This is a genomic window from Martinezella sp. CNPSo 3890 (assembly GCF_057784455.1).
Genome location: NZ_JBXSOR010000029.1, coordinates 33,779 through 45,841, shown reverse-complemented (window position 1 = coordinate 45,841; position 12,063 = coordinate 33,779). Strand labels below are relative to the sequence as shown.

At 60.8% G+C, this 12,063-nt stretch carries 13 protein-coding genes; 8 read left to right on the top strand and 5 right to left on the bottom strand.

Features of this window, described 5'->3' with window-relative positions:
• Window positions 1-174: 174 nt before the first annotated feature.
• Together AC13RC_RS33125 and AC13RC_RS33120 are read left to right on the top strand one after the other, a co-directional pair.
• Entirely contained in the window at window positions 175-1,356 is a 1,182-nt protein-coding gene (locus AC13RC_RS33125) for an MFS transporter (protein WP_488559698.1), read from the top strand.
• A 118-nt stretch (window positions 1,357-1,474) separates the two neighbouring features.
• Entirely contained in the window at window positions 1,475-2,539 is a 1,065-nt protein-coding gene (locus AC13RC_RS33120; RefSeq protein ID WP_488559697.1) for a peptidase M14, read from the top strand.
• Between the two features lie 6 nt (window positions 2,540-2,545).
• Here AC13RC_RS33120 and AC13RC_RS33115 read toward each other — a convergent pair whose 3' ends face one another.
• Together AC13RC_RS33115 and AC13RC_RS33110 are read right to left on the bottom strand one after the other, a co-directional pair.
• On the bottom strand, window positions 2,546-2,707 hold the full coding sequence (locus tag AC13RC_RS33115) for a hypothetical protein (RefSeq protein ID WP_488559696.1): 162 nt from the start codon (window positions 2,705-2,707) through the stop codon (window positions 2,546-2,548).
• A 121-nt stretch (window positions 2,708-2,828) separates the two neighbouring features.
• Window positions 2,829-3,350 carry a MarR family winged helix-turn-helix transcriptional regulator gene (locus AC13RC_RS33110; RefSeq protein ID WP_488559695.1) on the bottom strand — a complete coding sequence of 174 codons (522 nt, stop codon included), beginning with the start codon at window positions 3,348-3,350 and terminating at the stop codon, window positions 2,829-2,831.
• A gap of 150 nt (window positions 3,351-3,500) precedes the next feature.
• On the opposite strand from AC13RC_RS33110, the gene AC13RC_RS33105 reads away from it, so the two are divergent.
• The 3 genes from AC13RC_RS33105 (at window position 3,501) to AC13RC_RS33095 (ending at window position 5,688) form a co-directional block, all read left to right on the top strand.
• Window positions 3,501-3,857 (top strand): ArsC family reductase, encoded by a 357-nt coding sequence (locus tag AC13RC_RS33105; RefSeq protein ID WP_145323446.1) that lies wholly within the window; start codon window positions 3,501-3,503, stop codon window positions 3,855-3,857.
• Between the two features lie 9 nt (window positions 3,858-3,866).
• A complete protein-coding gene (ybaK, locus tag AC13RC_RS33100) occupies window positions 3,867-4,340 on the top strand; it encodes a Cys-tRNA(Pro) deacylase (protein WP_488559694.1) in 474 nt (157 codons plus the stop codon).
• Between the two features lie 94 nt (window positions 4,341-4,434).
• Window positions 4,435-5,688 (top strand): aminopeptidase, encoded by a 1,254-nt coding sequence (locus tag AC13RC_RS33095; protein WP_488559693.1) that lies wholly within the window; start codon window positions 4,435-4,437, stop codon window positions 5,686-5,688.
• A 74-nt stretch (window positions 5,689-5,762) separates the two neighbouring features.
• Here the strand turns inward: AC13RC_RS33095 and AC13RC_RS33090 are convergent, their stop codons facing one another.
• Window positions 5,763-6,353, bottom strand: a complete 591-nt coding sequence (locus AC13RC_RS33090; protein WP_488559692.1) for an NAD(P)H-dependent oxidoreductase — start codon at window positions 6,351-6,353, stop codon at window positions 5,763-5,765.
• A complete protein-coding gene (gene xseA / locus AC13RC_RS33085) occupies window positions 6,353-7,969 on the bottom strand; it encodes an exodeoxyribonuclease VII large subunit (RefSeq protein ID WP_488559691.1) in 1,617 nt (538 codons plus the stop codon). The genes AC13RC_RS33090 and xseA overlap by 1 nt, the downstream gene beginning before the upstream one ends.
• 237 nt (window positions 7,970-8,206) lie before the next feature.
• Here xseA and AC13RC_RS33080 point away from each other — a divergent pair, with 237 nt between their 5' ends.
• Window positions 8,207-8,434 (top strand): homogentisate export protein, encoded by a 228-nt coding sequence (locus AC13RC_RS33080; RefSeq protein WP_488559690.1) that lies wholly within the window; start codon window positions 8,207-8,209, stop codon window positions 8,432-8,434.
• 89 nt (window positions 8,435-8,523) lie between these two features.
• On the opposite strand, the gene AC13RC_RS33075 is transcribed toward AC13RC_RS33080, so the two are convergent.
• Entirely contained in the window at window positions 8,524-10,362 is a 1,839-nt protein-coding gene (locus AC13RC_RS33075) for a hypothetical protein (protein WP_488559689.1), read from the bottom strand.
• A 239-nt stretch (window positions 10,363-10,601) separates the two neighbouring features.
• Between AC13RC_RS33075 and AC13RC_RS33070 the strand changes: the two genes are divergently transcribed.
• Complete coding sequence (locus AC13RC_RS33070) at window positions 10,602-11,615, top strand: glycosyltransferase (protein ID WP_488559688.1); 1,014 nt, start codon at window positions 10,602-10,604, stop codon at window positions 11,613-11,615.
• Window positions 11,612-11,998 carry a GtrA family protein gene (locus AC13RC_RS33065; protein WP_488559687.1) on the top strand — a complete coding sequence of 129 codons (387 nt, stop codon included), beginning with the start codon at window positions 11,612-11,614 and terminating at the stop codon, window positions 11,996-11,998. The genes AC13RC_RS33070 and AC13RC_RS33065 overlap by 4 nt, the downstream gene beginning before the upstream one ends.
• Window positions 11,999-12,063 lie beyond the last annotated feature (65 nt).

The following is a 12,063-nucleotide window of genomic DNA, read 5'->3' as shown; positions in this document are numbered from 1 at the left end:
ATGGTTTTTGCTGCAAGGCAGCAATTCGTTGACCATGCCTGCTCCTGCCTGATACCGGTTGCATATGGCGACGTACAGCTCTCAGGCTGCCGCCGTCATGGCTATCCGATACGAACCCGATCCTTCGTGGCAAACAGCATGGACACCGCTGCCGGTGCCCACAGGCGATATCCCGTGAACACTGCTTCCCAGACCATCCGGTCCACTTCGACCCTGTCCCTCATATCGATCGTGGCGCTGACATTCTTCGGCTACCTTGCCATCGGATTGCCGCTTGCAGTGTTGCCGACCTATGTCGACAGCAGCCTCGGCTTCGGCGTCGTCTGGGCCGGCATCGCCGTCAGCACGCAATATGTCGCAACCATCGTCAGCCGCGCCCATGTCGGGCGGCTCTGCGATCAATATGGACCCCGCCGCTCGGTCTTTCTGGGCTTCCTTGCCTACGGTCTGTCGGGTGCACTCACCATCGCTTCCACCTTTACGATCCAAGTCCCGGCAGCAAGTCTTGCCCTTCTGCTTGCGGGGCGGCTGGCGCTCGGCATTGGTGAGAGCTGGGTGAGCACGGCGGCGATCACCTGGGCGATCGGCCTGATGGGATCGCGTGAAACCGTGCGCATCATCTCCTGGAACGGCATCGCCACTTACGGCGGCATTGCGCTCGCCGCCCCGATGGGCGCTTGGCTGCAAGGGCAATATGACTTCTTCGCCATTGGCGTCGTCACCATCATCCTTGCGGTTGCCGGCTTCATGCTGGCTCAAACGCGGCCGCCCGTTCCGGGCGTAAAGGAAAAGGGCATCGGCACCGGCCAGGTGCTGAGCCGCGTTACACCGTACGGCGTCGCACTTGCGCTTGCCTCGAGCGGCTTCGGCGTCGTCATGGCCTTCGTCGCGCTGTTCTTCCATAGCCGTAGCTGGGAAGGCGCCTCCTTTGCACTCAGCGCCTTTGGCCTTGCCTTCATGGGCGTGCGCCTGGGTCTTGCGCAAGCCGTCGCCCGCTTCGGCGGTCTGCCGCTGGTGCGCATCTCGCTTGTCATCGAGATCATCGGCCTGGCGGCGCTTGCCTTCGCGCCATCGCCGACAGTCGCCATCATCGGCGCGGCTCTCGCCGGCGCCGGCTTTGCGCCCGTCTTCCCCGCGCTCGGCAATGAGGCCATGGAACGTATCCCGCCGCAGAACCGTGGCGTCGCGCTCGGGCTCTATTCGATCTTCCTCGACGTGTCGCTTGGGAGCACCGGCCCTATCGCCGGCCTGTTCGCGGATCATCTCGGTTATGCAGCACCGTTCTCCTTCGGTGTCGGCGCAGTGCTGCTCAGCCTGATCCTGAGCTTCTGCCTGCGCAGGAATGGCAGCCGCTGAAAGCTTTTTTGGCGCTGTTTGTCCCCGATCCTGATTTTGGCATGTGGAGACAAACGGTTGCAGGCTCCCTTTAAGGCTTGATATGGGTCTCTGATCATCATCAGCAGGAGGCCCGCCCATGAACGTCACCGAAATCGTCATCGAAGGCGATACTCCGGGGATCGCCTGGCGGCTGCCGGTCCTGCATTTTGCCGGCAGCAAGGCAGACGCGCCGAAGATCTATATTCAGGCCGCATTGCATGCCGGCGAGTTGCCGGGCACGGCCTCGGTGCATTTCCTCTGCGAGCGGCTTCGGAAAGCGGAAGCCGAAGGCGCCATTCTAAGCGATATCATCGTGGTGCCGCATGCCAATCCGATCGGCGCGGCGCAATCGCATTTCGGCGAGATGCAAGGGCGCTTCGACTTGGGCTCGCGCACCAACTTCAACCGCGACTTTCCGCTGATCTCGCTTCGCGACCGCGATCTCCTGATCGAAAATCTGGAACGCTATTCCGCCGTCGATCGGCTGAAACGTCAGCTGATCCATATGGCGCTCGGTGCCGATCTGGTGATCGACCTGCATTGCGATGACGAATCCCTGCAATATGCCTATATTGACGAGGCATTTTGGCCTGAAGCCGCCGATCTTGCCGCGGCGCTCAAGATGGATGCGGTGCTGCTGTCGGACGGTGAAAGCTCGGCCTTCGAGGAGGCCGTCAGCTTCGCCTGGAAATACGAAGTGCCGGGGGAGAAGAAGGCAAGGCTGCCGGGCAAGCTTTCAGTCACGGTGGAATTGCGCGGCACCCGCGATGTCTATCCCGAAATGGCAAAGAACGATGCCGAAGGGCTCTGGCGCTTCCTGGCGGCGCGCGGCGCGGTACAGGACGACAGCGTCGCGCCCGGCACCTCCTTTAGCGGACCGGCCGTGCCGCTCGACAATGTCGAAATGATCCGCGCACCACAGGCCGGCACGGTGCTCTTCCATCGCAATATCGGCGAGCGCGTTGAAGAAGGTGATCTGCTGGCGACGATCATCACCGCGCCGGGCATGCCGGACGGCGCCATCGATATCCGCGCGCCGCAAGCGGGTCTGATCGTCACCCGTGTTTCGGACCGGCTGGTGCGACGGCGCGGCGATCTGATGAAGATCGGTTCGGACAGACCAAGCTCCGTCGCCCGCAAACCGGGAACACTTGAGGATTGATTTCCTTTAGCGGCGATCGATCACCTTGCAGCGCATGATGAAAGCGATCGCCGCTGATTCCCGCAGAAGCGTACCGAAATGGCGAATGTGATACGGCGCGCCGGCAATGAACGCGCGCACTATATTCGTTAGCCGGGCAAGAATTGAACGATTTTCCATCGCGATCATGCCTCCGATCGAGTTGATGCAGGCAATGTTCAGGTCAGAGAAGGCGACAATCATCGCTTTTCAAAATATATGTATGCAGTGTGCATATATATAATGAAAATGTCAAGACGCTGTTCCGGGCCTACGTCATGAAGGCAATCGGGCAGCGATCCTGGTCGCAAACGCCTTGATCGCACACGCGGCAAACCACATCCTGGTCATCGCCGAGATCGACCAAGGCGGGCAGCAGCTTTTCGACCAAGCGGCCGAACTCGGCCGTCTCCTCCGGGCTGAGAACGCCAAAAGCCCGGTGGATGACAGTTTGGCGGGCGGAGAGACTTCTATCAAAGAGCAAGTGGCCTTTTTCTGTCAGCTGCAGCGCGCGGGCTCGCTTGTCTCCCTCGACGCCGCCGCCCCGCAGTACGAGGCCGGACGCCACCAGCTGATCGACCAGGCGCACCGTGGCGGAATGAGAGAGCGCGATCATCCGCCGTAGGCTCTCGATCGTCAGGCCCGGCTCGATGCCGATTTGAACGAGTGCGGCAATGGCGCTCGGGCCGAGGCCGGTTTCATCGGCGAAAGCCTTCTCCATCTTGTCCACCAGAGCAAGGCTCATAGCGCCAAAGAGGTTTTCCAGCCGCAATATTTCCTTGTCCGTCGCCATGCATCCGACCCATAAATATGCATGCTGCATATTTATGCGATTATCGCTGGCACCTGCAATGGGTGAGAGAACCGCTTCCCCATCCGAGCGGCTTTCATCCGCCTTTATCCGCATGCTATGCGCTATCGGACAGCAAAAGACGGATTCGCCATGACGATCACCATTTACGGCATCAAGAACTGCGACACGATGAAGAAGGCCCGGACCTGGCTCGAAAGCCACGGCATTGCCTATGACTTCCACGACTACAAGGCCGTCGGCATCGACAGGGAACATCTGGAGCGCTGGACGAAGGAAGCGGGATGGGAAGTCGTGCTCAACCGGGCCGGCACCACCTTCAAGGCCTTGCCGGAAACGGACCGCGCCGATCTTTCGAAGGACAAGGCCATTCAGCTGATGTTGGCACAGCCCTCGATGATCAAGCGTCCGGTGCTGGAAGCGGACGGCAAATTGCTCATCGGCTTCAAGCCGGATATTTATGCGGCTGCATTCGGCAAGGCGGCCTAGAGGCGAGCAATGTCAAAAACCACGCGCGCCACCCAAGTGCTGACCCAGGCGAAAGTCGCCTTCACCGTGCATGCCTATGACTACGATCCGAATGCGGAGCGTGTCGGCCTGCAGGCGGCGGAGGCGCTGGGCGAAGAGCCGCATCGGGTATTGAAGACCTTGATGGCCGAAGTGGATGGGAAGCCGGTGTGCATCGTCGTGCCCTCGGATCACGAAGTCAGCATGAAGAAGCTCGCCGCAGCCTTCGGCGGCAAATCGGCGGCCATGATGAAGCCCGCCGATGCCGAGCGTCTGACGGGCTATCATGTCGGCGGCATCAGCCCCTTCGGCCAGAAGAAGATCGTGCCGACGGCGATCGAGGCGCAGGCGATGACCGAAGCCTACGTCTATATCAACGGCGGCCAGCGCGGGCTGCAGGTGCGCCTCAGTCCGCAGGATGCCTTGAGCGCTCTCAAGGCCAAGGCTGTGCCTCTGATCGCCTGACGATCTTCAAGATCGGACATAGCGCCTTCAATTTCGCCGCAAACAGGTCTAAGTCTTTGGGCCATCTTTCGATAGCAAGCACGCAGGTTTTGCCATGACATCAGCCATCCCCAACCATCATCCCGTCGATCACGCCAAGCTGGAGAAGCTTGCGGAAGTAGCCGTAAGGGTCGGGTTGCAGCTACAGGCGGGCCAGGATCTGCTAATAACAGCGCCGGTCGCGGCAATGCCACTGGTTCGGCTGATCACACGCGAAGCCTATACGGCCGGCGCCGGTCTCGTCTCCACCTTCTATTCCGACGAAGAGACGACGCTCGCCCGCTACGAATACGGCCAGGACGCGAGCTTCGACCGGGCCGCGACGTGGCTTTACGAGGGCATGGCCAAGGCCTTCTCCAACAACACAGCACGCCTCGCCATTGCCGGTGACAACCCGATGCTCCTGTCCAATCAGGACCCGAACAAGGTGGCGCGTGCCAACCGCGCCAATTCGGCCGCCTATAAGCCGGCGCTGGAAAAGATCTCGAATTTCGATACCAACTGGAACATCGTCTCCTACCCGAATCCCTCCTGGGCGAAGCTGGTCTTCCCGAATGATCCGGAGGCGATCGCGGTCGCAAAACTTGCCAAGGCGATCTTCTCTGCCTCGCGCGTCGATGTCGAAGATCCGATCGCGGCTTGGACGGAGCACAATGCCAATCTGCACAAGCGCTCGGCCTGGATGAACGGCCAGCGTTTTTCCGCTCTGCACTTCCAGGGACCGGGCACCGACTTGACTGTCGGTCTGGCGGATGGCCATGAATGGCATGGCGGCGCTTCCACCGCCAAGAACGGCATCACCTGCAACCCGAATATTCCGACGGAAGAGGTCTTCACCACGCCGCATGCGCTGCGTGTCGAAGGCCATGTCTCGTCGACGAAGCCGCTGTCGCATCAGGGCACGCTGATCGACAATATCCAGGTGCGCTTCGAAGGCGGTCGGATCATCGAGGCCAAGGCGACGCGTGGCGAGGAAGTGCTGAACAAGGTGCTCGACACCGACGAAGGCGCCCGCCGGCTCGGCGAAGTGGCGCTGGTGCCGCATTCCTCACCGATTTCGGCGAGCGGCATCCTGTTCTACAACACGCTCTTCGACGAAAACGCCTCCTGCCACATCGCGCTCGGCCAGTGCTATTCCAAGTGCTTCATCGACGGCGCCAAGCTCAGCCAGGAGCAGATCAAGGCGCAGGGCGGCAATTCCAGCCTAATTCACATCGACTGGATGATCGGCTCCGATAAGGTCGATATCGACGGCATCAATGCCGATGGCTCGCGCGTGCCGGTCATGCGCAAGGGCGAATGGGCATAACCAAAGCTCAGACGTTCGAATGCGATCATGCCGCGGTATCCCTGCCGCGGCATTTTTTTGGCTGAATCGTAGGATCAGATCGTCGCCAGCGCTTTCCTGACGCGGTCGAGATGCGCCTTGCGCCGAGCTTCGGTGACGCGGTCCATGTCATGCAGCGCCAGCATGCGGAAATTGAGCCGCTTGGCGCAGAAGGCGGCGATGCCGCGCTTCAGCAGGCGCCGCACCGGATTGCCCATGTAGAGATGCACGATCCACCAGGGCGAACCGGTCGTCGTCAGCGCCCAGAACAGGCGGATATTGGTCAGTTCAGGCACGATGCGCCCACCGGCCGGATCATGGGTGAAGGCGACGCCGGGCGCAAAGGCGCGATCGAAGAAACCCTTGAGGATCGCCGGGAAATTGAACCACCATTGCGGAAAGACGAGGATCAGTCCCTCCGCCGCTCGCAGTCGCGCGACGATATCGCTGACACCTGAGACATCGTAAGGCTGATCGAAATAGCCGCGCCGCTCGGCCTCGGACAGACGCGGGTCGAAGCCCTCGCGATAGAGATCGAGCAGATCGACCTCGTGCCCGCCGGCGACGAGCGTCTCCTGCGCGAGCTTTGCCACGGCGGCGGCAAAACTATCCTCCAGCGGATGAGCCAGCACCAGCAGGATGCGCATCAGAAGAGGCTTCCCTGCTTTGGCGGAACGGCAGGCTCCGCCGGTTTGGTGGCACGCTTCTTCGAAGGCGCAGTGCCTGATGGCGGCGTGGATGAAGACGGTGGGGAGGCATCATCGCCGGTGACGGCCCCGATGCGGCCATCAGCAAACTCGATCGAAATCGCGGCACCCGTCGAAAGGGCCGCGGCCAGCGAAACCGGGCGATCATCCTCGTCGCGCACGACAGCGTATCCGCGCTTCAAGACATTCTTGTAGGAAAGCGACTGCAGAATGCGCTCCTGCGCCGTGAGTTCGCTGCGCGCTCGGGTCAGCTGATGGCGGATGGCCGTATCGGCATGACGGACGAGATTGCCGAGGCGATCGCGAGCCCGCCCCGTCTGTGCCTCAAGGCGCGATGGCAACGTAGCGAAGACGGCATCGGCGCGTTCGATGCGAGCGCGGGACCGGTCGAGCATGCGCTCAATGGTCCGCTCCGCGCGGGTCATCCGTTCGCCCAATTGCTGGCGGCGCTCGGCGATCCTGTTCGACAGTATATCGGGTCGGAGGTGCGAGGCCGTGCGTTCGAAGGAACGGCGTTTGTTCAGCGTGTTCAGCTCCAATCCGCGGCCAAGGCCGGCGGCGGCCTCATCGAAGCGGCGGCGGGGCAGAGCCAGGATCTGGTCGAGGGAAGGCAAAGCGCGCAACAGCGCACGCACAGCCTGCCGGCGTTGATCCATCTGCCTCGTCATTCCCCCCTGCAACCGGGCTGCGAGGCTCGCCAGCTGGGCTTCGAGCTCGGCTTTGACCGGAACGGCCATTTCGGCAGCACCCGTCGGCGTCGGGGCGCGCACGTCGGCGGCATAGTCGATCAAGGTCCAGTCTGTCTCGTGGCCGACGGCCGAGATCAATGGGATCTCGCTCGCGGCAGCCGCGCGGACCACAGCCTCATCGTTAAAACTCCAGAGATCCTCGAGGCTGCCGCCGCCGCGCGCGACGATCAGCACATCGGGGCGCGGGATGAGGCCACCGGGCGCAAATTCGTTGAAGCCGCGTATGGCGTTCGCCACTTCGTCGCCGGAGCCCTCTCCCTGTACCTTCACCGGCCAGACCAGCACATGTACGGGGAAGCGATCGGAGATGCGATGGAGGATATCGCGGATGACGGCGCCAGTCGGCGACGTGACCACCCCGATCACCTTGGGCATGAAAGGCAGCCGGCGCTTGCGCTCGGGATCGAACAGGCCTTCGGCAGCAAGCTTGCGCTTGCGTTCCTCCAAAAGCGCCATCAGGGCACCGGCGCCGGCGGGTTCCAGGGTCTCGATGACGATCTGGTATTTCGACGATCCAGGGAAGGTCGTCACCTTGCCTGTTGCAATGACCTCCATTCCCTCTTCAGGGCGGAATTTCAGCTTGGAAAATGTGCCTTTCCAGATCACCGCATCGATACGCGCGCGATCATCCTTCAGCGAGAAGTAGGCATGGCCCGAGGAATGCGGCCCACGATAGCCGGAGATTTCCCCGCGCACACGCACCTGGTCGAACGCATTCTCGACCGTGCGCTTGATCGATCCGGATAGTTCCGAGACGGAGTATTCCGTCAGGTTCGAAGGCGAATCATTCTCAAAAAAGCTGCTCATGTCCCCCTTCTACCCGATGTCGCGGTAAATTCGGAGCCTGCTTCATACCGCTTAAGTCCGAATCGATCGAAAGACGGGATTGTGCGCATACTTGAGATGCTTCCGCCTCCTTGCATGTCTCACAAAGGGCGCGGAGCCTATTGCTTCATCAAGCGTTAACCCTGCTGACAAAGGCTTTCTTAGCCATCTGCGCGTAAACCTGTGCAAACTGATTCTTGGTAAAGAGGATATGGAGCGATGATATTCGCGACCGCCACGATCATCGGAATTGCCGCCGGCCTGCAGCGCTCGACGATCGGCGCGCTGCTCGGCGTGGCACTCGTGAGCATCGCTTTCATGGCCGCCGTCGCCACATCGATCGTTCCGCCGCCGCTGACGACGCTGTTCATCACGCTCGGCGGCTACAATCTCGGCTTCATCGGCTACCTCGTCACCATCGACATGGTGGAGCATCGCCGCGCTTAAAAGCAACGTCAGGAAGTGTCTGGCGATTTCGCCAATTTAAGTGACGCGGAGTGATTCAAAGAATCCAAGAGGAGCTGAAACGCTCCAAATCAATCCTGCGGCTTGACGCGGAAGAACCGCACATCCGATTCCGCCGGCGCCGCAATCGGCTCCAGATAGACCGGGATATGCCCGGCAGTCAGCTGCGCATAAAGCCCCTTCGGCGCCCGCTCACTCACTAACTCCACCTGGGGATCCCCCTTACAGAAGGCGACAATCGTCACCTTTGCCTCATGCAGAAGCGCTTCCGCCCGTTGCGGCTCTGCAAGACCGATATGCAGCTCGGCCAGCATCCCGTCGGGATCGCGATGATAGGGACCGGAAAGGGTACGGTGCGGCGTGAAGCGCAGAAGCGGCGCTCCCATATTGGAGGCGGCCGCGACGACGCCCGGCTCGAGACCCGCAATCGGTGCCAGGGCCTGCCTGGAGGCACAATTGGCAGCCTCCTCTGCTTTGGCCGGTGCCGCGACTGTAAAGCCGTTGACGATCCCCTTGCTCGCAAGTGCACCGCCCACGGCCCAAACGGCCGGAACGGAAGCCAATATCGTCGCTGCGTAAAGCAGAACGGAACGAAGATTTCTGGTATCGGCCATGTAGTCTTTGCGCAGCTCGGCGATCGCCAACGCCAATGGCGGTATCGCCAAAAGGTTGGCAAATTCTGCGCCGCGCACCTGCACCAGCGTAATCATCCAATTGATCGCGATTAGAGCCATCAGCATTGCATGGAGGCTCGCGCGGTTGCCCCGCAGGATACGAACCGAGCAAATGAGCATCGCCAGGAGACCCGTCGCATAGAAGGCGCCGAGCGTATCGGGCTGCCTGTGAGCGACGGAAAAGATCGACTGCGCCTCGGTCACCCTGCTGAGCCAGAAATCCACCAGCATGGGATCCAGATCGGCAAGCGGATTGCGCAGGCATTGCGGTGCAAGTGCTGCGGTCGTCGCAAACACAAATGCGCCGTTGACCGCGAGAATTGCAATGCGCCAGGGGCGGGAGAGACGGCTGGCAAAAAGGGACGACAGGAGAAGCCCGACGCAGCCGGCGCTGGTGATGCCGTAAAAGCCAAGCGAGAGATTGTCGCAGGTAACCATCGAATAAAGGCGCGGCGGCACCAGCGAAAAGAAGGCGGCGCTGACGGCAACCGTCAACGTCAGCGCAAAAGCTTTTGCAGCGGGTGCGAATATCTCGCCTTTCCAAGCCCACAAACAGGCAACAGACATGCAGGCGATGGCGACAAAGGGCGTCGTCTCTGCGCCGATACCGAGCTGAACGGCAAGGGCGATGGCAGCGATTGCAAAGTTGCGAGGCCTGTAACTTTCGTCGACCAGCATTGCGACAGTAAGCGCGACGAGGCCGAGCTGGACATTATCGTGATCGATGGAGCCCGGCACGAAGCGCGGCGAGAGCAGGACGAAGAGTGCCGTCAGGATCAGCGAAAAGTGCATGCCCTGCAGACCGGCGATCCGCCTGCCCGCAAGACCCATGAAGAACATCAGCGGTAGGACGAGCATCAGCGGCCAGACGGTTAATGCCGCCGCCTCGGCGCTTTCCGGTGAAAGGAAGATCCGGAAGAAGAGGATGAGGCTTGCAATCGGCAGATCGATGAAGCGCGACCAATGCATCAACGTCCCGCCCGCAAGGCCGAGACGGTACTGCATCATGTCGAACCAGCCCTGGCCTGCGAGAAAATCGCGCACTTCGACAAGACGCATGGCGTCGTCATTATCCGGCCCGACATAGTCCGTGAGGTTGCGATGAATGATGAGCTGCGCGACGATGACAATGGCGGCATAGACGAGCGCAGCGAAAGCAGGATGAGACCAGCGCATGGGCGCCTTCTTCTCTGCCGTTCCGGCTGCCTCGGGCGGCATTGCCAGCGTTTGCGCCATCTCGGTGAACCCCATATTGAAAGGATAGTCGGGGCGAAACGCTAACGGTTGCCGATCAAAAAAAAGTAAAGCTGCTGCCTTCAGCCGCTTTCATCACGAGAATGTTTTTCACAACGCCGGTACCCCGCCTTTTTTATTTCGCAGCCATAGGGTCTTATTAACAGCCAGCGGGATAAGCTCTCGTCCGGATCGTCAATCGGGCCTCGACTTGACTTCACACGCAGCAACCGGCCAAGACCATGTGGAATGAGAAGCTGAACATCGCTGTCCTCCTGCCCTGCTACAACGAAGCCGCAACGATCGGCGAGATCGTGCGCGGCTTCCGCAAGGCACTGCCGCAGGCCGCGATCTATGTCTACGACAATAATTCGACTGACGGCACCGCGCTGCATGCCATGCTCGCCGGCGCAACCGTCGTGCGCGAGCGTCGGCAGGGCAAGGGACATGTGGTGCGCCGCATGTTCGCCGATATCGAAGCCGACATCTATCTGATGGCCGACGGCGACGGAACCTATGCGCCCGAGGACGGAGAAGAGCTGATCCGCACGCTGCTGACCGAGGGATCGGATATGGTCGTCGGTACGCGGCGCAACGTGCATAATGATGCAGGCAGGCAGGGACACGCCTTCGGCAACCGCATTTTCAACTGGCTCTATCGCACCATATTCGGTGCCGATTTCACGGATATATTTTCCGGCTACCGCTGTTTTTCGCGTCGCTTCGTCAAGAGCTTTCCTGCCGTGTCGGGCGGTTTCGAGATCGAAACGGAAATGTCGGTTCATGCCTCCAGGCTGAAGCTGCCCGTGAGCGAGCTGGAACTCGATTACGGCCGGCGGCCGGAAGGCTCGCATTCGAAGCTTTCCACTTTCCGCGACGGTGGCAAGATTCTCTGGATGTTCGCCATGCTGATGAAGGAAACGCGGCCTTTTGCCTTCTTTGGCATCCTGAGCGCCATTGCCATGGAACTCAGCATCGGCTTCTCCATCCCGGTCTTCATCGAGTATTTCGAAACCGGGCAGGTATTGCGCATGCCGAGTTGGATGCTCTCCCTGGCACTGACAATGATCGCCTTCATGCTGTTTACGGCCGGTATCATCCTCGATTCCGTGGCACGCGCCCGCGCCGAACAGCTGCGCATCCACTATATGAGCCTGCCGAAGCCTTCCTCGCGCGAAAGCGGCAATGACAGGACGGTTTACATGGCTGAGATCGACAAACCGGCAAGCCGGAAGAAAAGGGCCAAGGCTGCATGAAGAAGCTCTTTCGCTTCCTGATCGCCGGCGGTGTCGGCTTCATCGTCGATGCGGGCGTGCTGCATCTGCTGCTGTGGTTCACACCTTTCGGCCCCTTCGTCGGCCGCGCCATATCTATCCCCAGCGCGCTGCTTGCCACCTGGGTGCTCAACCGCAACTTCACCTTCGGCCGGTCCGACCGCTCGCTTGCGGCGGAGGGCTTCCGCTACGGTTCGGTCGGGTTGACTTCGGCCCTGCTGAACTACGCCCTTTTCAGCTCTTTGCTGATGACCGAGCCGTCATTAAGACCGATCATTGCGCTGACCCTGGCATCAGCGGCGGCAACGGCGTTCAGCTTCTTCGGCTATTCACGCTTCGTCTTCCGCCACCGGCAAAGTCCCTGAAGCAATTCCCGGAAAGTGTGCAGCGGTTTTCCGCCCGGAATTGCGCCAGAAAATAAGGAACACCC